General features: G+C 66.0%; 18 protein-coding genes. 10 read left to right on the forward strand and 8 right to left on the reverse strand.

The window, feature by feature from the left end:
- Positions 1-360 precede the first annotated feature (360 nt).
- Positions 361-2,289 (reverse strand): chromosomal replication initiator protein DnaA, encoded by a 1,929-nt coding sequence (gene dnaA, locus ACT86A_RS07930; protein WP_445091363.1) that lies wholly within the window; start codon positions 2,287-2,289, stop codon positions 361-363.
- Between the two features lie 668 nt (positions 2,290-2,957).
- Between dnaA and rpmH the strand changes: the two genes are divergently transcribed.
- The 6 genes from rpmH (at position 2,958) to rsmG (ending at position 6,735) form a co-directional block, all read left to right on the forward strand.
- On the forward strand, positions 2,958-3,101 hold the full coding sequence (rpmH, locus tag ACT86A_RS07935) for a 50S ribosomal protein L34 (protein ID WP_006550910.1): 144 nt from the start codon (positions 2,958-2,960) through the stop codon (positions 3,099-3,101).
- 21 nt (positions 3,102-3,122) lie between these two features.
- A complete protein-coding gene (rnpA, locus tag ACT86A_RS07940) occupies positions 3,123-3,548 on the forward strand; it encodes a ribonuclease P protein component (RefSeq protein WP_445091364.1) in 426 nt (141 codons plus the stop codon).
- On the forward strand, positions 3,545-3,940 hold the full coding sequence (yidD, locus tag ACT86A_RS07945; protein ID WP_445091365.1) for a membrane protein insertion efficiency factor YidD: 396 nt from the start codon (positions 3,545-3,547) through the stop codon (positions 3,938-3,940). The genes rnpA and yidD overlap by 4 nt, the downstream gene beginning before the upstream one ends.
- 4 nt (positions 3,941-3,944) lie before the next feature.
- Entirely contained in the window at positions 3,945-5,021 is a 1,077-nt protein-coding gene (gene yidC, locus ACT86A_RS07950) for a membrane protein insertase YidC (protein ID WP_445091366.1), read from the forward strand.
- A gap of 150 nt (positions 5,022-5,171) precedes the next feature.
- Entirely contained in the window at positions 5,172-5,690 is a 519-nt protein-coding gene (locus ACT86A_RS07955; protein WP_445091611.1) for a Jag family protein, read from the forward strand.
- Between the two features lie 250 nt (positions 5,691-5,940).
- Entirely contained in the window at positions 5,941-6,735 is a 795-nt protein-coding gene (gene rsmG / locus ACT86A_RS07960) for a 16S rRNA (guanine(527)-N(7))-methyltransferase RsmG (protein WP_445091367.1), read from the forward strand.
- A gap of 460 nt (positions 6,736-7,195) precedes the next feature.
- On the opposite strand, the gene ACT86A_RS07965 is transcribed toward rsmG, so the two are convergent.
- On the reverse strand, positions 7,196-7,375 hold the full coding sequence (locus ACT86A_RS07965) for a hypothetical protein (protein ID WP_445091368.1): 180 nt from the start codon (positions 7,373-7,375) through the stop codon (positions 7,196-7,198).
- Positions 7,376-7,899: 524 nt separating this feature from the next.
- Between ACT86A_RS07965 and ACT86A_RS07970 the strand changes: the two genes are divergently transcribed.
- The 3 genes from ACT86A_RS07970 to ACT86A_RS07980 all read left to right on the forward strand — a co-directional run bounded on the left by ACT86A_RS07970 (position 7,900) and on the right by ACT86A_RS07980 (position 10,927).
- Positions 7,900-8,856 (forward strand): ParA family protein, encoded by a 957-nt coding sequence (locus ACT86A_RS07970; RefSeq protein WP_445091612.1) that lies wholly within the window; start codon positions 7,900-7,902, stop codon positions 8,854-8,856.
- A gap of 70 nt (positions 8,857-8,926) precedes the next feature.
- Positions 8,927-9,943 carry a ParB/RepB/Spo0J family partition protein gene (locus tag ACT86A_RS07975; protein ID WP_445091369.1) on the forward strand — a complete coding sequence of 339 codons (1,017 nt, stop codon included), beginning with the start codon at positions 8,927-8,929 and terminating at the stop codon, positions 9,941-9,943.
- A gap of 255 nt (positions 9,944-10,198) precedes the next feature.
- Positions 10,199-10,927, forward strand: a complete 729-nt coding sequence (locus ACT86A_RS07980) for a GNAT family N-acetyltransferase (protein WP_445091370.1) — start codon at positions 10,199-10,201, stop codon at positions 10,925-10,927.
- A 31-nt stretch (positions 10,928-10,958) separates the two neighbouring features.
- On the opposite strand, the gene ACT86A_RS07985 is transcribed toward ACT86A_RS07980, so the two are convergent.
- The 6 genes from ACT86A_RS07985 to ACT86A_RS08010 form a co-directional block, all read right to left on the reverse strand.
- Positions 10,959-12,152 (reverse strand): N-acetylmuramoyl-L-alanine amidase, encoded by a 1,194-nt coding sequence (locus ACT86A_RS07985; protein WP_445091371.1) that lies wholly within the window; start codon positions 12,150-12,152, stop codon positions 10,959-10,961.
- A 160-nt stretch (positions 12,153-12,312) separates the two neighbouring features.
- Positions 12,313-12,645: a thioredoxin gene (gene trxA / locus ACT86A_RS07990; RefSeq protein ID WP_445091372.1), complete on the reverse strand. Its 333-nt coding sequence runs from the start codon at positions 12,643-12,645 to the stop codon at positions 12,313-12,315.
- Positions 12,646-12,678: 33 nt separating this feature from the next.
- Positions 12,679-13,659 carry a thioredoxin-disulfide reductase gene (gene trxB / locus ACT86A_RS07995; protein ID WP_445091373.1) on the reverse strand — a complete coding sequence of 327 codons (981 nt, stop codon included), beginning with the start codon at positions 13,657-13,659 and terminating at the stop codon, positions 12,679-12,681.
- Positions 13,660-13,775: 116 nt separating this feature from the next.
- Complete coding sequence (locus ACT86A_RS08000; protein ID WP_445091374.1) at positions 13,776-14,732, reverse strand: RsmA family anti-sigma factor; 957 nt, start codon at positions 14,730-14,732, stop codon at positions 13,776-13,778.
- Positions 14,733-14,920: 188 nt separating this feature from the next.
- Positions 14,921-15,553, reverse strand: a complete 633-nt coding sequence (sigM, locus tag ACT86A_RS08005) for an RNA polymerase sigma factor SigM (protein ID WP_445091375.1) — start codon at positions 15,551-15,553, stop codon at positions 14,921-14,923.
- A gap of 244 nt (positions 15,554-15,797) precedes the next feature.
- Positions 15,798-19,325 (reverse strand): murein biosynthesis integral membrane protein MurJ, encoded by a 3,528-nt coding sequence (locus ACT86A_RS08010; protein WP_445091376.1) that lies wholly within the window; start codon positions 19,323-19,325, stop codon positions 15,798-15,800.
- Between ACT86A_RS08010 and ACT86A_RS08015 the strand changes: the two genes are divergently transcribed.
- Positions 19,291-19,596 carry a hypothetical protein gene (locus tag ACT86A_RS08015; RefSeq protein WP_445091377.1) on the forward strand — a complete coding sequence of 102 codons (306 nt, stop codon included), beginning with the start codon at positions 19,291-19,293 and terminating at the stop codon, positions 19,594-19,596. The two genes, ACT86A_RS08010 and ACT86A_RS08015, sit on opposite strands and share 35 nt — an antisense overlap.
- Positions 19,597-20,157 lie beyond the last annotated feature (561 nt).

Genomic DNA, 20,157 nt, shown 5'->3' on the forward strand with positions numbered 1-20,157 from the left:
CCAGATTCATCCTCGAGCACTCCTCGAGTTGTTCCACCAGATTCACCCAGTTGTGCACACCTGTGCACGAAATCGTGGACAGCTCGAGGATTCCTCGAGGACTCCACAAGGATTCCTCGAGGAATCCACAAGGCAGATCCGGACCACGTGCTGGTCAAGGGGTGTGCACAACCGCCGCTGGGGAAACTGTTGAATTCGGCCTGTGAGCGGAGGTTTGGCGCCGCGCCCGCCCGCCTGTGCATGAACCAGTGGACAAACCCGTGGATTCCTCGAGGACTCCACAAGGATTCCTCGAGGAATCCACAACCCACAAAAAAGCACCGCCCCAGGTCAGGGGCGGTGCTTACCTGTGGATGAACCTCAGCGCGAGCGCTGCTTGATCCGGGCTGTGAGTTCCTGTACCTGGTCGTAGACGCGGCGGCGCTCGGTCATCTCCTTGCGCACCTTTTTCTCCGCGTACATCACCGTGGTGTGGTCGCGGCCGAACGCCTGACCGATCTTCGGCAGCGAAAGGTCGGTCAGCTCGCGGCACAGATACATGGCGATCTGCCTGGCCTGGGCCAGCGGCCGAGCCTTGCCGGGACCGGTGAGTTCTTCGAGGGTGGTATTGAAGTACTCCGCGGTGACGGCCATGATGGTCGCCGCGTTGATCTCCAGCGCCGCGGTGTCCGGCATGAGATCGCGCAAGACGACCTCGGCCAGCGGCAAATCCAGCGGCTGACCGTTCAACGACGCGAACGCGGTCACGCGGATGAGCGCCCCTTCCAGCTCGCGGATGTTCCGCTCGACCCGGCTGGCGATCAGCTCCAATACGTCGTGCGGCACGTCGAGCCGATCCATCCGCGCCTTCTTGCGCAGGATGGCGATCCGGGTCTCCAGTTCCGGCGGTTGCACATCGGTGATCAATCCCCACTCGAACCGTGTCCGCAGCCGCTCCTCCAGCGTGGCCAGTTGCTTCGGTGGACGGTCCGAGGAAACGACGATCTGCTTGTTCGCGTTGTGCAGCGTGTTGAACGTGTGGAAGAACTCCTCCTGGATACCTTCCTTGCCCTCGATGAACTGGATGTCATCGACCAGCAGGATGTCCGTCTCGCGGTAGCGACGCTTGAACGCGACCTTTCGGTCGTCACGCAGGCTGTTGATGAAGTCGTTGGTGAATTCCTCGGTCGAGACATACTTGACCCGCATGCCCGGAAAGAGGCGCTGAGCGTAATGACCCGCCGCGTGCAGCAGGTGTGTCTTGCCCAATCCTGAAGCGCCCCAGACGAATAGCGGGTTGTAGGCGCGCGCGGGGGCTTCCGCGATGGCGACGGCGGCGGCGTGCGCGAAACGGTTCGACGCGCCGATGACGAAGGTTTCGAAGGTGTACTTCGCGTTCAGGCTGGCCGAGGATGTCGCAGGAGCCGACGTCTCCTGCGACTTGGTGAAGTAGGTCGGCCACGAGTTGCGGACGTTGACCACGGGCTCGTCGTCGTGGTCACGACGTGGATTGTCACCGATCGGCTCGCGGACCGGATCGTGTGCCGGCCCCGCGTCGGTCTCGGCGGCTTCGCGCACCGAGGCGCGCAGCGGGCCCGGTCCGGGTTCGGGATTGAACAGCGACTCCTGGCCCGGCGGGACGGCCGACTCGCGGCGCGGCGGCAGTCCGTTTTCGCGCCGCGGCGCCGCGTCCGCTGCGGACATCCCTGGCAATTCGGCCATCGTGGAGTACTCGCTGCGCGCGGGATAGTCGGTGTGGGCGTACTCGGATTGGCGGAACTCCTCGGCCGGTGCGAATTCCTGTCCGTATTCGGGGCGGGCGAAGTCGGAGCCATCGTCATACCGGGACGCCGGCGCGTAGTCAGCGGACTGCGCGTAGCGCGGCGCGGGGTATTCGTCGCGGCCGGGGAAGTCGGCACCCGGATAGGTGGCCGGGGCTCGCCCGACATCTCGCGTTCGCTCGGGCCGGGTCGTCATCCTGGCGTGCCGGGGTGTGTTGCTCTGCCGGTCGACCGTCGGACTGGTCGGTGCCGCGATGCGGACACCGAGCCCTTCCACTTGCGGGCCGAGGCGACGGGCTAGGGAACGCAGGATCGGCTCGCGCAGATCGCGTTCGATGGCCTCTTGCGCCAGCGACGAAGGCACCGAGAGCAAGGCGAACCCCTGTGCGACGGTAAGCGGCTTGACCAGCTTCAGCCAGGCCTGCTGCGCTCGGGTCACCGGAGGGATGGCGCCATCCGGTGACCCGGTGGTCAGCTCGGTGACAACCTCGGGCCACACCGTGGCCAACACGTTCTGCTCGTCGTCCATGCAGTTTCCTCCCCGGAAGTAGGTCGATAGGAGCAGACGGCCGGGTACGCGGGGCGGATGAGGTGCGACCGTGATCGGGTCGATCCCGTGATCCTGCGTACATCCGTAACCGGTTCGGACGCTGCCCGGGTCCCCCATCCAGGCTGCGGCGTGGCACCGTCGGCCCTACGAATATGCCACTCCAGGGGTCTTTCCACACAATTATCCACAGATGTGGAGAACTCTTGGGAGTTGAGGAATGCGCGCACGCGCGCGAGCGGCAACGCTGCGACCTGCGGCTCTATAGCAATCGGCTGGCAACACACCTGAGCGGCCGAGGTGTCCAGCGGCTAGGGGTGTGGACGAACTCACGGTCACTGCCAGGACGTCTGGCTCCTCGCGGCCGATTCTGCCTGATCGCCGGGGTCGGCTCGTAGGCATGGGGCGAGTTTGACCCGTCCCGAGCCGATCAGTACCCTCGTACAGTCACCCCTTGGTGCGGTGGCGGTCTTGTGCTGACCGCGTTAAGTCGTGATCGACCGGCGTTTAGGTCGTGATCGACCGACTGTGCGCCAGGACCGACGCGTGCCGGATGATGACCAGACCCTGCGATTCATTCGCGCACTACACGTATCACCGACAAAGCTTCGGGCGCTACCTGGTGCCCGCCTACTCGAGGAGTGTTGACCGTGGCCAAGGGCAAGCGGACGTTCCAGCCGAACAACCGTCGTCGGGCGCGGGTGCACGGCTTCCGGCTCCGGATGCGCACCCGTGCGGGTCGCGCCATCGTGTCGGCGCGTCGCCGCAAGGGCCGCGCCTCCCTCACTGCCTGATCCTCGCACTCGGACGCTCGGGTGTTGCCTGAGCCGTATCGGTTGCATCATCGTGCCGACTTCTCCCGGACGGTGCGCCGCGGCCAGCGAATCGGGAGGCGCGATCTGGTCGTGCACGCGCTGCTGGGCGAGTATGACGGAGTCGTGGGCGCAAATGAACGACACGATCAGGTCCGGGACGACAAGCTGGTTCGCGTGGGTGGGCCACGCTTCGGGCTGATTGTCAGCAAGGCGGTGGGCAACGCGGTCATTCGACATCGCGTTGCTCGCCGCCTGCGTCATATGTGCGCCCAGCTGGTGGCCGAGGTGCCGCCGGGGACCGACGTCGTGATCCGGGTACTTCCAGGTGCGGCCACAGCGTCCTCGGATGACCTGCTCCGCCAGCTGCGCGGCGCTCTGCGCAAGCTCGGCGTCGCCACCGGAGCGCGGATGGGCGGTCCGGCATGAGCTCCGCGACAATCACCAAACTGCCCGCGAATGCGCTGATCTTTCTGATCGAGCTGTATCGGATCTACGTCTCCCCCACCCGCATGCCGGTGTGCCGATTCACCCCTACATGTAGTGAGTACGCGGTTACCGCGCTGCGCACCCGTGGCCTGTTCATCGGACTCGTACTGACGGTCGTGCGCTTGGCCAAATGCGCACCCTGGCACCCTGGTGGGTGGGACCCCGTCCCGGACCGGACGCGGAGCACACTTCGCGCCGATCCCGCGGACGAGGCAGCTGCCGACGTGGCGCCGCAGGAAGCGAGCCTGCCTGCCGAGCCGCGATCGCAGCCGAACGCTTGTAAAGGATCGCCGCACGCGGTGATCGGCGACACGAACGACGGGAGTGCATAGAGCCGTGCTCGACTTCATTTATTACCCGGTGTCCTGGATCCTCTGGTTTTGGCATCGGGTCTTCGGGTTCGCGTTCGGCGCGGACAACGGTCTCACCTGGGCACTGGCCGTGGTGTTCCTGGTGTTCACCTTGCGCCTGGTGCTCTACAAGCCGTTCGTCAAACAGGTGCGCACCACCAAGCAGATGCAGGAGCTGCAGCCGCAGATCAAGGAACTGCAGAAGAAGTACAAGAACGACCGTCAGAAGATGGCGGTCGAGATGCAGAAGCTGCAGAAGGAGAACGGCTTCAACCCGCTGATGGGCTGTCTTCCGGTCCTCGCTCAGGTACCGGTGTTCCTCGGGTTGTTCCACGTGCTGCGGTCATTCAACCGGACCGGGCACGCTTTCGGCCAGCTCGGTATGACACCCGAGCAGAACGCGAACACCGCGAACTACGTCTTCAGCGCCACCGACGTCCAGTCGTTCCTGAGCGCCCGCATCTTCGGTGCGCCGATCTCGGCGTTCATCACCACGCCGATCAATGAGTTGCAGGCGTTCGCGGACTACGGCGGTGTGCCGAGCCGGCTGAGCATCGCGCTCGTCGCGATCCCCTTGATGGTCATCGCAGGTCTCGCGACCCACTTCAACGCGCGCGCCTCGGTCGCGCGGCAGACGCCGGAAGCCGCGGCCAACCCTCAGGCCGCGATGATGAACAAGCTCGCGCTGTGGGTGTTCCCGCTCGGCGTCCTCGTCGGTGGTCCGTTCCTGCCGATTGCCATCCTGCTGTATTGGGTTTCCAACAACATCTGGACCTACGGGCAGCAGCACCTTGTCTTCGGCCGGATGGCGAAGGAAGACGAAGCCAAAAAGCAGGCGAAGCTGGAGCAGCGTGCGCAGAACGCACCGAAGCCAGGCGCTAAACCGGTCGATGTGAAGAAGAAGCCGACGCCATCCGCTGGTGCTGCCGAGGCTGACGCCGATACGGCGATCGCATCGACTAACGGCACCGCCAAACCGGCGAAGCAGGCCACTGGGCAACGTCGTGCGGGCGGCCAGAAGCGGGCGAACCGCGGCAGGGCAAACCAGAAGCGCAGGCGCTGACCTCGTGATGTGGGCCGGGCCGGTCCACCTCTCTCTATCGCTGAGCAACCCTTTGATCGCGAATACCGCCCGGCGGCGAGCGCCCGGCGCGCGCGATGAGCAGATGAAGGAAATCAAATGACTGTTGAGACCGACGGAGGGGACGCCGCCATGGCGACAACGATGGTGAATGCCGGCACCGACGCCGACGATGTCGAGAACGACACCGAGGAAGCTCTCATCGAGGAAGGCGAGATCGCCGGCGACTATCTCGAGCAGTTGCTCGACGTGCTCGACTTCGACGGTGATATCGATCTCGACGTCGAAGGCGACCGCGCTGTCGTAAGCATCGACGGCGGTCGCGACCTGACCAAGCTTGTCGGAAGCAATGGCGAGGTGCTCGACGCCTTGCAGGAATTGACTCGCCTGGCCGTGCAACAGGCAACGGGGGTACGGAGTCGGCTGATGCTCGATGTGGCGGGATGGCGGGCAAAGCGGAGGTCGGAGCTGAGCGAGCTCGGTACGGCCGCCGCGCAGCGGGTGCTGGAGTCGGGCACGCCGGAATCGCTGGCGCCCATGACCCCGTTCGAGCGCAAGATCGTGCATGACGCGGTGTCCGCAGTGGAGGGCGTCAGTAGCGAAAGCGAAGGCGTCGAGCCGAACCGCCACGTGGTGGTCGCTCCGGTCTGAGCGTCGGTGCTCCGGAGCGACGGCATAACGGGTTCAGTTGGACGGAAGGCCGTCCAGGCTGGGCCGCGAGAATGCTGAGGAGGCCGCAGAGGATGCGCATTCGGCAGAAGCCTTGCACGCGGCCGAATGAGGCGCATGTTCCGTGGCTGAATGAACAGTGGTTGGATAGGGCCTCTGGTCTTCGGACCGGAGGCCCTATTCGTGTCCGGCGCCCGACTGCTCGCTCGTTGATCGACTCGAGTTCGGAAGGATGTTTCACGTGGAACGAGATCTCGGTGGGACCACCGCGGCGCCAGCGGAGCTGGAACCACCCGCGTCGGCGGTGACCGTTTTCGGTGACCGGCTCGATATCGCGCAGCGATACTGCGCGGCGCTCGCGACCGCGGGCGTGCAGCACGGGCTGATCGGTCCGCGCGAGGTGCCCCGCCTCTGGGATCGTCACATCCTGAACTGCGCGGTGCTCGGCGAGTTGATCGCCGAAGGTGCGGCCGTGGTCGATATCGGCAGTGGCGCCGGCCTCCCCGGGATCCCGCTGGCGATCGCACGGCCGGACCTCCGGATCACCTTGGTCGAACCGCTACTGCGCCGAACCATCTTTCTGAGCGAGTTCATCGAATCGGTCGGATTGGACGTGACCGTCGTCCGGGGGCGTGCAGAACAGTCGGGCGTGATGAAGGAAGCCGGCGGGGCGGACGTCGTTACGTCCCGCGCGGTTGCGCCGCTCGGCAAGCTCGCCCAGTGGTCGCTTCCGCTCCTGCGCGACCACGGGCACATGCTCGCGCTGAAGGGAGCCAGCGCAGCCGAAGAACTCGAGCGCGACGGCGATGCCCTGGCGCGGGCCGGCGCCGGTAACGCGATCGTGCTGGCCTGCGGCGTCGGATTGGTGTCCACTCCGACGATGGTGATCAGCGCCGAACGGCTCCCCCGCGCCGAGCGCACTTCCCGGCGGCGAGCCGAACGAGTGGTCGCGGGCGGTGCCGAGGCGGCACGTACCGGTGCGATGGAGCGTGGGCGCGTCAAGCGCGCGGGCCGGAAAGCCAAATAGGGATTGGCTGGTTGAGTCATCGTGGTCGGGCGAGCGCGAGCCCACGTCCATGCCCTCTCGACCCTCGACTGCTCGATCGTGGGACCACATCCGAATGGCGCACCGGAAAGGTCGCGTCGTTTCGTCACGCTGACGGAACTGAGGTGATAGGCCGGGCGATGCTGCCGAGTAGCCGATGGATTCGAGCCAGAGTCCACGGTCAGCGGATCGGTTCAGTCGATCAGCGTCTTCATGGTCGTGTCCCGGCGCATTGTCGCGGTCGACGAAGTTCAACACCATGTGCCGACGGAATCCCTCCGCGAATACCAGTGACATGCCGGCCTCGCTCCGCGAATCTGTTCGATTGGCACACGAGCACTGCATGATTCACGTGAAACATGGCTCCGGCCGACCTGAATCGATGTTGGTCGTGCCCGACACACATCGATGGCGTTGAGGTGCTGCTCTTTTCGGAATCGCGTCACTCGTCTAGCAAGTGGCCGTTGTAGGTCCGCGCGGTCAGGGGCGCGGCTAGGTTCGCGGTGCCGCCAGGGAACGGGTTCAGCTCCAGCGCGGACGCGCTCGCACCGCCGAACGCCGCAGCCGAACCTCCCGCCGTCAGCGCGACCACAACCGAGAACGCAACGTGCCAGTCGCGCATCCGATCTCGTCGTGCAGTCCGAGGCGGTGCAGTTATTCCGCCGGAACGGTGTGTCAGTCGCCGTGCGGTGGCGAAATCGAACGGTGAGACGCCCCCTCGGACAGCGACCAATCTCCCGGCAGGCGGGAGGGATGCTCGGCAGCACTAGGTACGTTCGTTCCCGTGGACGATGTTTCATGTGAAACAGCGCATGTGGCGAGGCGGAATCGTGCGGATTCGCGTGTCGCTCTGCGCGTCGTCGCGATTCAACTTTCTTATCGCGCTGAGTGCTGGCAAGCTAGTGGGCGTCGGGCGTGAGCTCAGGTACCACGGACGATCTGGTTGTCACAGCGGCAAGAGCTCCGCTCGGTCGATCGGGCGCCGCGACCCCAGTTGTGCATCGTGTTCGATCCGACAAGGCTGTTGCAGGCACGACGTCGACCTGTCCCGACGCGCGCGTGTTCTGAAGTTTCTCGGGTTAGGAGCTGTTTATGTCGAGCGGTCCGGCGAATGTTTCACGGGAAACAACGTCGCGCGTGCCGGGGATGCTGGACTCCAGCAATTTCGACGCGGAGGCATTCGGAAGCACACCGTTCGGGCACATCTCCCCGAGCGAAACCCCGATAGCCGCCGAAGCCCAACGCGCAAGCCAAGTTCTCCATCCAGGAAAGGTGACTGTGCCGAAACCGCACGAGCAGCGCATCATCACGATCGCCAATCAGAAAGGTGGCGTCGGTAAGACGACCACAACCGTGAATCTGGCGGCCGCCCTGGCGCATCAGGGGATGACCGTTCTCGTGATCGATCTGGATCCGCAGGGCAACGCCAGTACCGCCTTGGGGATCGAGCATCATTCGGGCGTCCCGTCCAGCTACGAGCTGCTCATCGGTGAGGCCTCGGTCAAGGAGGCAATCAAAGCGAGTCCGCACAATGAACGTCTGCTGTGCATCCCCGCGACCATCGACCTGGCCGGTGCCGAGATCGAGCTCGTGTCGATGGTAGCCAGGGAAGGTCGACTCAAATCTGCCATCCAGGAGGCGAATATCGCCGGGTACAACATCGATTACGTGATGATCGACTGCCCGCCCTCGCTGGGCCTGCTGACGGTCAATGCGCTGGTTGCCGCGAAGGAGGTGCTGATTCCCATTCAGTGCGAGTACTACGCGCTGGAAGGCGTCGGCCAGCTGCTCCGCAATATCGGGCTGGTACAGGCGCATTTGAATCCGGAACTTCACGTCTCGACCGTGATTCTCACGATGTATGACGGCCGCACGAAGCTGGCCGACCAGGTCGCTGAAGAGGTTCGCGGTCACTTCGGTGATGTCGTGCTGCGCTCGGTGATTCCACGCAGTGTGAAGGTGTCCGAGGCACCGGGCTACGGCATGACAGTGCTCGATTACGATCCAGGCTCCCGGGGTGCGATGAGCTACCTGGATGCCGGACGTGAGATGGCTGCGCGCGCGCTGGTCCGGCCCGCTGCCGCGACCAAGTCGGCGGAGTGACCCGGTTCGGCCGAGTCGATGCTCGGCGAAGTCCGGTTGGTGGCGAAATGAGAAAGGGGTCGGTAGGCCGATGAGTCAGGCGAAGAAGGGTGGACTCGGGCGCGGTCTCGCCGCGCTGATCCCGACGGCACCGGCGGCCACGCCGGAACTCGGCAGTGCCGCGGCAAGCGTCATCGGTCTCGATCCGATCGGTCCGCAGCCCACCGCGACGTACCTGCACCGGGTCCCCGACCCCGTCGACGACAACACCGAGATAGCGGTCGGCGGCGCGCTCTACCGCGAGATCCCGCCGGATCACATCGAGCCGAACCCGAAGCAGCCGCGCACAGTCTTCGAAGAAGACGCGCTGACCGAGTTGGTGCATTCGATCCGCGAGTTCGGCCTGATGCAACCGATCGTGGTGCGGCGGGTGCAGCCGGGTGTCGACCGCTATCAGATCGTCATGGGCGAGCGGCGCTGGCGGGCGTGCCAGGAGGCCGGTCTGGCCGCTATTCCCGCCATTGTCCGCGAAACCGCGGACGAGGCGATGCTGCGTGACGCCCTGCTGGAGAACATCCACCGGGTGCAGCTGAACCCACTCGAAGAGGCGGCGGCGTATCAGCAGTTGCTGGAGGAATTCGACGTCACCCATGAGGAATTAGCTGCCCGAATCGGTCGCTCCCGACCGGTTGTGACGAATATGATCCGACTACTGAAGTTGCCGATCCTGGTGCAGCGCCGGGTCGCGGCGGGTGTGTTGTCCGCCGGGCACGCGCGGGCACTGCTCGGACTCGAGGCGGGTGCGGACGCCCAAGAGGCGCTCGCCACCCGCATCGTGGCCGAGGGACTCTCGGTCCGGGCTACTGAGGAAGCTGTCATGTTGGCGAACCGAGATCGGGATGCCACGGGGCCCGCCCCAGTAGTCCGTCGCAAGCCGATCCAGATGCCAGGTCTGCAGGACGTGGCGGATCGGCTGTCCGGCTCGTTCGACACCAGGGTCACCGTGAGTCTGGGTAAGCGCAAAGGCAAGATCGTTGTCGAGTTCGGGTCGGTCGACGACCTCGAGCGGATCGTCGCCCTGATGGAGCAGAAAAAATCCAAGGTGTGACAGAAGTGACGAAATTTAGCTCGTGATGTCTGTAGGTATGGGCCAGCAGCCAAAACGTCACTGTGACGGCATGGTTTTGCGCGGTCTCCGAAATGAGGTGCGCTCCGCGAGGCGGAGTAGCACAAGTCCTGCTGACCAACAGCACAGCGACACGGAATGAGGCGGGTTCCCATTGATCGCTTATTCTTGCTGGCGAACAAACATTGATGCGACGTGAGCGTGGATGAATCGGACAGCTGGAGGCTGAGCAGAGCAGTGTCGACCAGCGTCACAGTACTAACCCTCGGCGGACTGGAAAAGCTTCCCGCGCATGCGCGCCGCTGTGTTTTCTGGGAGATGGATCCCGCCGTGGCCGAGGACTCGCGCAACTTCAGCGATCCGGTCTTCGAGAAGGAAGCGTGGCTGTCCACCGTCATGCTGGAGTGGGGTTCGTGCGGACAGGTGGTGAACGTCGACGGCAACGTCGCGGGCTGCGCTCTGTACGCTCCGCCGAGCGCGGTACCGCGTGCCGCACTCTTCCCCACTTCCCCAGTAAGCCCGGACGCGATCCTGCTGACCACGCTGCGAGCCGAGTTTCCCTACCATGATGCCGACATTGCCCACCAATTGATCCAAGCGGTGGTGGCGGATCTGGTGCGTCGCGGTGTACGCGCACTGGAGGCATTCGGCATTCGCACCGATCCGTCCACGCAGGCGTTGTCGGAGCGCTTCGGCTCGATGACACTGATGGAACGGATCGTCGCCCCGATCAATGGTTCGAGCTCAGCCGGGGCGTCGACGCAATGCTCGCCGGAGACCTGCATGATCGATGCGGACTTCCTCGAGGACGTCGGTTTCGAAGTCGTCGCCCCGCATCACCGGTTTCCGCGGTTGCGCCTGGAGTTGGACTCCGATCACGGTTGGAAAGAAGACGTCGAGCGGGCGCTGGATCAACTGCTCGCGGCGGCTTCGATGACCATACCGACCCGTATCGGGGCGCGCTGAGCCGGACGACAGCGCGGTTCAGCGCAGGGAGCTACATTCGGTCTGCGGCGGCCAGCTCCTCGGCCAGCAATTCCGCGAAGGTGTACGTGCCGGTGGGCTGATCGTCCTGCCCCAGCAGGTACAGCCGCTTCACCGAGATCAGGATTGCTTCGGCGATGACATCCCGCATGCGCGGGTTGGTGAGCACCGAGGCGTCGTATTCGTTTGTCAGATAGCCGATGTCGACCTGCACGGTCGGCATCTTGGTGAGACGCAACAGATCCCAGGTCCGCGCATGGGTTCGGCAGTCCTGCAACGACGTTCGCGCGACAACCTCCCGCTGGATGAAGCCGGCGAGCACCTGTCCGATCATCGACACCGAGCCATGTGAGTTGCCGAAGTAGAACCCGGCGACGCCGTTCGCCAGCGGACTCGGATTGGCCGCGCAGCGCAACGAGATCATCAGATCGGCGTCGAAGGCATTGGAGGTGTCGGCGCGTTGGGCGTCGGTCGGATTGGCTCCCCACGGGCGCGACAGGAAGGTCTCCATACCGGTCGCCGCCATCCGGCCCTCCAGGCGACTTGCCAAGTCCCACAGGATTTCCGACTCATAGACGTCGCCGTACTCGGTGGGTACCGGGCAGCCCTTGTCCGGGCCCCCGAGACCCGGATCGATGACGATCCGCTTGCCGGTCAGCTGCGGGCCCGCCCGGTGCACCACTTCTTCCTCAGCGATGCGATGTGGATTGCCCCCGGTGACCCTGGCGCCGAGCAGGTCCAGCGAGCGAAGTGTGTCAGGACCGCAGATGCCATCCGCGGACAATCCGATCTCACGCTGGAAGGCCGACAACGCGTCGTGGGTGTGCGGGCCGAAATAGCCGTCGACGCGGTGCACGTAGAAACCGAGATCCTGCAGCCTGCGCTGCAGGGTGGCCACGTCGTCGCCGTACAGCGGTGCGGAAAGCTGATAGATCAGCGTGCGCGCGCCGAGTCGGTAAGACGCCTCTTTCAGCGCCCGATAGGTCGCCGGACCGACCACGCCATCGACGAGTAGCCCGCGGTGCTGCTGGAACGCACGGACCGCGGAGTCGAGATGATGGTCGAAGCAGACGTCGGTCTCTTTCCAGTACTCGCGTGCGTCTGCGTGATCGGTGCCGGCGTGCGCATGTAGGAACCCGAGACTTGCCAGGGTGCTCCGAACCTCTGCTACGGCTGGACCCGAATCGCCGTGACGAAGTCGGTGCATGCGCGAGAGCCCTTTCCTTCCGTCAACCCGCGGGTACCCACTCATGCGATGGGATACACCTTCGCACGACCGGAGCGTCGGTCGATTGTCTCAGACCCGGACCGGGTTGCGATAATTCGCCGGGTCCAGGCATCCTACGGCGCGCTGTCGTTTCGCGCCGTCAGATGACGTCTTCGAGCTCGCGCAAAAGCGCCGCTTTGCCCTTCGCTCCGACGATCTGCTTGACCGGCTTACCGCCGCGGAACAGCATCATAGTGGGCAACGAGAGGATCTGATAGTCGCGGGCGGTGCTCGGGTTGGCATCCACGTCCAGCTTGGCGATGGTCAGCTTGTCCGCGTGCGTGCCCGCGAGCTCCTCCAGCACGGGCGCGACCATTTTGCACGGCCCGCACCAGTCGGCCCAGAAATCGACGAGGACGGGCTTCTCACTGAGCAGCACGTCGTCGGCGAAGGACGCATCGGTGACAGTGACCGTCTTGGCGGACTCGGACATGAATTTCTCCTTGCGATATGGCGAGACGGAAGATCAGTTGGCGGGGACAGCTACCGACTCGCCCGCGTGGTCGAGGGTGTTCGCGGTGATATCGCCCTGCTCGGCCAGCCAGCGCTCAGCGTCGATGGCTGCCCGGCAGCCGGTGCCCGCGGCCGTGATCGCCTGGCGATAGGTGTGGTCGACCAGATCGCCCGCGGCGAAGACGCCGGCGATATCGGTGGCCGTGGTCGGGTGCTGCACCAGCACGTATCCCTCGTCGTCCAACGCGACCTGGCCTTTGACCAACTCGCTGCGGGGATCGTGGCCGATCGCGACGAACAGACCGGTTGCCGGCAGCTCGGAGGTTTCGCCGGTGCGGGTGTCGCGCAACGTCAGATGGGTGACGCTGCTCTCACCGTGTACTTCGATCACCTCGGCGTTGAGCGCGAACTTGATCTTCTCGTTCGCCTTCGCCCGCTCCAGCATGATGCGCGAGGCACGGAACTCCTCGCGGCGGTGCACGATGGTGACGCTGGAGGCGAATTTGGTCAGGAAGGTGGCCTCCTCCATCGCGGAGTCGCCGCCGCCGACCACCACGATGTCCTGTCCCTTGAAGAAGAAGCCGTCGCAGGTTGCGCAGGCACTGACACCCCGCCCGAGCAACCGCTGCTCACCCGGCACATTCAGGTACCGAGCCGCCGAGCCCATCGCGAGGATCACGGCGTAGGCCTCGTAGACCTCCGCACCGACGGTGACCTTCTTGATCGGGCCGCTCAGGTCCACCGCGTCGACGTCCTCGGTGCGGATTTCCGCGCCGAATCGCTTGGCCTGCTCGCGCATCTCTTCCATGAGATCGGGGCCCATGATGCCGTCACGGAAGCCGGGGAAGTTCTCCACCTCGGTGGTGGTCATCAGCGCGCCGCCGAACTGAGTGCCCTCGAACTGCAGCGGCTCGAGCTCCGCCCGGCCGGCGTAGACAGCGGCCGTGTAGCCGGCAGGTCCTGAGCCGATGATGATCAGGTCGCGAACGCTCATGGGGCCCTTCCGGGGGTCTGAAGTGGACGACAGGGACGTGCCGATCAACAACAGGATAATCGCTGTTGTTCCCGTGTCGTCCGGGTCACATCGTGCACGTGGTCGATTTCACGGTGTCAGCCGATGTCCTGTAACGCCCTCTGTTGTGGATCATCTGCGCTGCAACCGGTTCCGACGACGAGCGCGGTGATGGTGGGCGGGTGTGGGCCGGAGAGCAGGATGAGAACGGCATTGCGGCCGTGGAAGGTGATGTCGGTGGAGCCGAGGACAGGGCGGTCGAGTCCGTTGGCGTGGGCGCAGAGCTGCAGTGCTGCTGGGCTGGCCAGTGCGCCGGTGGCGGTGTGCCGACCGAGTGCGCCCAGCGCGACCGTGGCGGTGAGCTCCTCGCCGAGGTCGGTGTTTCCGCTGGTGGGCGCGGCGCTGATCTGGGCGTTAGGTGCGGGGCGCGCGTCATTACTGACCGCTGAGATATTGAGCGCTGAGATCACGAACCCGCCGCCGGTGACGGCGAGGATCGCCGCGGCTGCCGCGGCGATCCAGCGCACTTTGCCGCCACGGCGCTTCCCGAGCGTGACCAGCTCAGCGGGTGTGGATTCAGAATGCGTTGGTCGGCTGTCGGATTCGTGTGTCGGCACGAAGGACAGCCGATGGATCGCGGCCTCCGGCGCGCTTACGCCGGGCGTAGCGGCATCCCGGACGGTGGCACCCGGAGTGGTGACCGGTGGGGTGTTGTCCGGCGCGATGGCATCGGACCCGACGCCGTCTCGATACGGCGTGGTGGAGTCCACCGGCGGGTGTAATTCCTCGACGAACCGTGTGAGTCGGGCGGCTACGTCGGCGGGCATGGGGTGGACGATGCGCTCGTCGCGGCCCAGTGCGCCCAGTTGGGCGCTGACTTCATCCAGGGACCGCAGGAAACGCAGCGCCTGCGGGTCCCGCGAGACCGCGGGCCACAACTGCTCACGCCGGCGCTGGGGCAGGTTGCCGGCATGCAGGTCGGCGAGCAACTCGGCCGTGAACGCGGGCCGCGGCACGCCTCTCGCCATCGCACCTCCATAGTTCGCTTCTGCCATGGCGTTCGCCTCTGACACCACCGCAATGCCCACCTCGGCGGCGGGCCTGCCTGCACAGCGTTCGGCTACGTCGCTGTTTTTCTACGTCGCTGTTTTTCTACATCGCTGTTTAGCTACATTGCGGCTTATCTACATTGCTGTTCGTCTACATCGCTGAGGAGGCCGGCATTGTTAATGACGCACCCCAGCTACCTCCGGTTCCCCGGATCACGCAGAAAATTCAGCCGTTGGCTCAACCGCTGCCGCGCGCGAGCGCACCGACTCTTGATCGTCCCCTCCGGTACCCCCAACAGCAACGCCGCCTCGGCCACGCTATACCCCTCCACATCAACCGCGACGAGCGCGGTCCGCTGCTCCGGCGGCAACGCGAACAAAGCCCGATCGATCACCATCGACATCTCCACCGCGGCGATCTCGTCGCGATCTTCCACCGGCTCCGGCATACCGTCTGTCGACAACGACACTGCGCGCCGGGACTTATTGCGCCGGATCCGATCCAGACACGCGTTCACCACGATCGCATGCAACCAGCTGCGCACCTCCGCCTCACCCCGAAACGCCCCCGCCATCCGATGCGCCGACAACAACGCATCCTGCAACGAATCCGCCGCGTCCTCACGGGTATAGGACGTCCGCAACGCCGTCTGCCACAAATGATCGTTATGCCTGCGCAGCAACTCCGCGAACGCATGACGCTTGCCATTCACGTGCGCCCGCAACAACTCCACATCGCTGCACTCATCCAGAACGAGCGAACGTTCTCGGCACACCACCGGCGGCGACGACCCCCCGCGCAGCCCCTCATTCATTTCCGACGACAAAGCCAACCCCTCGGACAGCGCTCACGGCGGCAACGGACACGATTGACCATCGCCGAGCATTTCGCAGCATCCGGGATCGAAAGCACCGGAGCCCCTGGGAAGCTCCCCTGCTGAGAGCGCTCCAAGATCATAACGTCCGTTATGATTTGGCAGCAACCAAGCGAGCGCGCGAAATCGGAGGAATGCGCGCTCCCCGGCGCGCGCTGATGGCCTGCCCGAACGGCCGGTCCCGTGTGCGGCCGAACTACGGTGCGGCGTCGAAACGAATATCGGCGATGGCGCTCTGGAACTGCCCGCCGGAGTTCCCCAGCCCGGTGATCCAGACGAGTACGTAGCGGGCGGCTTGGTCGGCGCGCACGGAGATGTCGGTGACGCCGTCTTCCAGCCGGGCGGACCCGATCAGCTGCGTCTGATCAAGGGTCGGCGAGCCGGTGGGCGACGTGCGAATCTCCACCGACGTGCCCGCGCTCGGCGAATTGATCGAGATATTCATGAGTTTGGCGGGGGTGGGCAGCGTTGCCAGCAGCCCGACGCCCTTCTTCAGCGCTGGGAACTGCTGGAAGTACTGATCCGTGCGCCACAGTGTGTCGGGATTGTTGTCCAGCACCGCCTGGACGGCGGACAGTCCGTCGGGGGTGCCCTCAGGGGAGAACACCGATACGCCGGTCACCGGGACCGGTACACCGGTCGATGTGAGGTTGGGGCCCGCGGCCGCGGGAGTGGGCTGCGGCTGGCTGTTCGTGGTCAGGCCGATATTGCGTTGCTCATTCAGCGGTGCGTCAGCGGCGCTCGGCGCGAAAACACTGACCATCCACCAGATGACCACGCCCACCACCAATGCGGCCAGGATGCCCAGCCCGACCATGATCCACATCATGCGCTGCGATCGTTCCCGTTCCGCCGCCAGCAGTTCCGGATCGGCGAGCGACTCATCGACGTTCGCGGACGCGCGCTGACCGAGGCGCAGCACCGGGATGAAATCGGTCTTCTGGTCTACCACCGACGCCTGCTCGAGCACGTGCTGGACCGTGGCGGCGGTGCGCACGCCCTTGTTCGATTCCAGCGAGCGGACGGCGACCGCGGAGATCTCGAACGGCACTTCGGGGCGGATCTGGCGGGGCTCGATGGGGGTGCCGTCCGAGCCGAAATCCGCCGGACGCAGGCCGCCGACCGTGGCGGCGGCGCCGGAGACGCCGCCGGAGCGGATCGGCCAGCGCGCGGTGATCAGCGCATAGAGCATCGCGCCGAGGCCGCGCACGTCGGACTGCGCGTCGGAATCGGACAGGGTGCCGGGGAAGGCCAGCACCGCGTCGCCGGATGCGCTGATGCGCACCCGGTCGGGGTGGTCGATGGACAGCGACCCACCGCCGCGGTGGGCCAACTCGGCCGCCGAGGCGAGCGCACGGATGGCGCGCGCCGCGCCGATCGGGGACGGCACCGTTTCGGCCATCTCGCGCAGCGAGCGGCCGGGTGTCCACTCCGCCACCACGATGCCGCCGGAGCTACCGCGCACCACGTCCAGAACACGGGCGAGGCCGGGTGAACTGATCCGCCCGAGGCGCAGCGTGCGGGAGAGGATCGCCTGCGGGCCATCGTGGCCGGAGTTGTCGCTCGCCTTCTGGTCGGCGTCGACGAAAGTGAGCGCGACCTCGCGGTCGAGTTTGATATCCAGCGCCTGCCAGAACTTCAGGCCGCGGGCACCGCCGTGGTCGGCCAACAGCCGGTAGCGGCCACCGGCTACCGAGGCGCCCGGGATCAGCTTGGGTCCGCGGGGAATGCGTCGACCGCCGAAGTTCTCGCCACCCATCGGCGGCATCTCCGGCGAGCCGATGGGGATCATCCCGGTGTCGTACATCGGATCGCGCGGCGGCAGCTGATCCTCTTGCGGTCTCGCTGCGTCCTGATCCGGCGGAACCGTCCCCGGCTCCTTGTTCGCGTACGCGGGATCCAACGGCTCCCCCGCGGTCGGCGGAACATCGGTGGACAATCCGCCGGCCGTGGTCGTAGAAGAATCGGCGGCCGGGACGCCGCCCACCGCGTCGTCGCTCACCCTCGGTCCTCCTTCGCCCTGATTTGTCTCGCCCTGATTTGTCGCGGTTCCGGCGAATTCGCCACTTGTGCTCGTCTGCCGAACAGGGTACGGGAACTGACTCAGGCCGGTGCGGTCAACAGCTTCCGGTCTGATCACGGGCAGCACCATGGTCTGGGTGTCCATGTACGGGTCGAAGCGCGGGTAGGCCAGGTATGGGTCAGGTCTGCGGAGCACCTGCGTGACGTACGGATCTTCGACCGGGCTCGCCAGGTCGAGTTCCGGCGCGGGTGCGGTCCAGCCGAGGCGCCGCGAGATAGCCACTGTGATCGCGACGATCTCCGGAATCCCGGCCAGGCGCATCAGGCCGAAGGCCACCGCGAACATGACGACCGCGGTGATCGCCACCCGGATCAGCGAGCCAGGGCCGTCGAACGAAGCGCTCAGTCGGTCCAGCCCGAGTACCCGGTCCACGATCCACATCACCGCGCCGCCGGCCAGCGACGCGAGCACCACCCGGGTCACCGTGCGGCCGACATTGGCCATCCGGAGATCACCCAAGCTGCGGTGCAGCAGGAAGCCGCCCACCGCGGCGCCGACCGCGAACCCGAGACCGTTCGCGACGCCGAGCGCGATCACCACGTGTTCGGCGTCGGTGACCACTGGTGCGAGCGCCGAGAAGACGACCTTCGCCGTGGTGATGCCGAGAATGATCCAGGTCGGAACCCACGCTTGTTCCCTGGCGTAGAACACGCGCAGGTGAATGAGCACCAGTGAATACGGGATCAGCGAGAACGCCGACCAGCTGACCGCGAGGCCGAGGCGCTCGGCGTCGGAGCCGAAATTGCCGTAGCCGTACAGCGCCTGACCGACCTGCGGGCCGGCCAGGGTGAGGAAGGTGACCACTGGAACCAGGGCGATCATGGTCAGCCGGGTGGCGGCGGAGAGGTCGTCCACCACCGCGGGCGTGTCGTCGGCCGCGGCGCTGCGGCTCAGCCGCGGCATGATCGCCGTGAGCACCGTGACGCCGAGCACGCCGTAGGGCAACATCAGCAGCAGCCACGCGTTGTTGTAGATCGCCGGACCGGCCGCGTCGGCGTGCGAGGAGATCCGCGTGGCGAAAACGAAGCCCGCCTGGCTGATCAGGACGTACAGGATGATGGCGGCGCCCATGCCGCCGAACTGCTTGAGCCGGTCGTCGACCCCCCAGAGGGGGCGCAGGTCGATGCCTGCCCGGCGGATCGCCGGAATCAGGCTGACCGCCTGCACCACGACGCCGCTCAGGACGCCGACACCGAGCACGAGCAGCTTGGGGTCGCTCATCTTGACCGGGTTCAGGGTGATCTCACCCGGCATCAGCACATACAGGCCGAGCACGGTCAGCACGACCACGTTGTTCAGCACGGGAGCCCACGCACCGGGTTTGAACAATTGTCTGGTGTTCAAAATCGCGGTGAGCAGTGCCGACATGCCGTAGAACAGGATCGCGGGCAGCAGCAGGAAGGCCAGCGCTGTCGTCAGCGCGGTGTTCACCTTGCCGTCGTCCGACAGGAACACGTGCGTGGTCAGCACCGGGGCCGCCGCGGTTGCCAGCAGTGCGGCGACGGCCAGGACCACGAAGGCCGCGGTCACCAGGCGCCGGACGAAAGCAGCGCCGCGATCCGGGTCCTCCTGCTCCGCGCGCACCAGCGTCGGCACCACGATCGCGGTGAGCACCGCGCCGAGCACCAGTTCCGCGATCATGTTCGGGATCTGGTTGGCGACGGTGAACGCACTGGCGATGGCCGGGCCGAGCACGGTCAGCAGCAGCAGTTGCTTGCCGAATCCGGTGATCCGGCTGATCAGCGTCGCGAACGCGATCGATCCCGAGTCGCTGAGCAGCCGGGAACTCGCGCTCTGCTTCGAATCCTCCGCCTTCGGCGGTTGCGCGGTACTGGTGGCGGCAGGCCACTCGCTGGTCCTGGGCCGGTCCGGCCCGGGGGGCTCATGCCGGACGGGAACCGGGGGCCGCTGAGAAGCCGGTGGCGGAATCTGCTGTGGCTGCTGCGGGGCATAGCGGGGCGGCGTCGCTCGGCCCGACTCGGGGACGTTGGCACCTGACTGTGGTGGGCGTAGCGCGGCCGGGATGGGACCCGATTGCGGGGGACGCGGTGCGGCCGGGATGGGACCAGATTGCGGGGGACGCGGTGCGGCCGGGATGGGACCAGATTGGGGCGGACGTGGCGTGGCCGGGATTGCGCCCGATTGTGGCGGACGCGGCGCGGTGGACGGAGCCGGTGGCGCAGGGGTCGGCGCGCCTGTTGGGCGCGGGCCGGACTGGCCAGGCGCCGGACGGGGAGGGCCAGGTGGCGCAGGTCGCCGACGCTCGGTCGGGCCACCGGCCGGGTGTCCGGGGCCGGACCATTGTGTGAAACCGGACGGTTGTGCGGAACCGGGCTGTTGTCCGGGATTCGGCAGCGGCGCCGGGTACTGCTGCGGTTGGCCCACCTGCGGCCCGGGATCTTGGCGCGGCGGCGGAGCGGACGGCCACTGCGGTCGCGGCTGAACCGCTGGCGGCGGTGGTGGCATGCGCTGC

The organism is Nocardia glycosmidis (assembly GCF_052545115.1).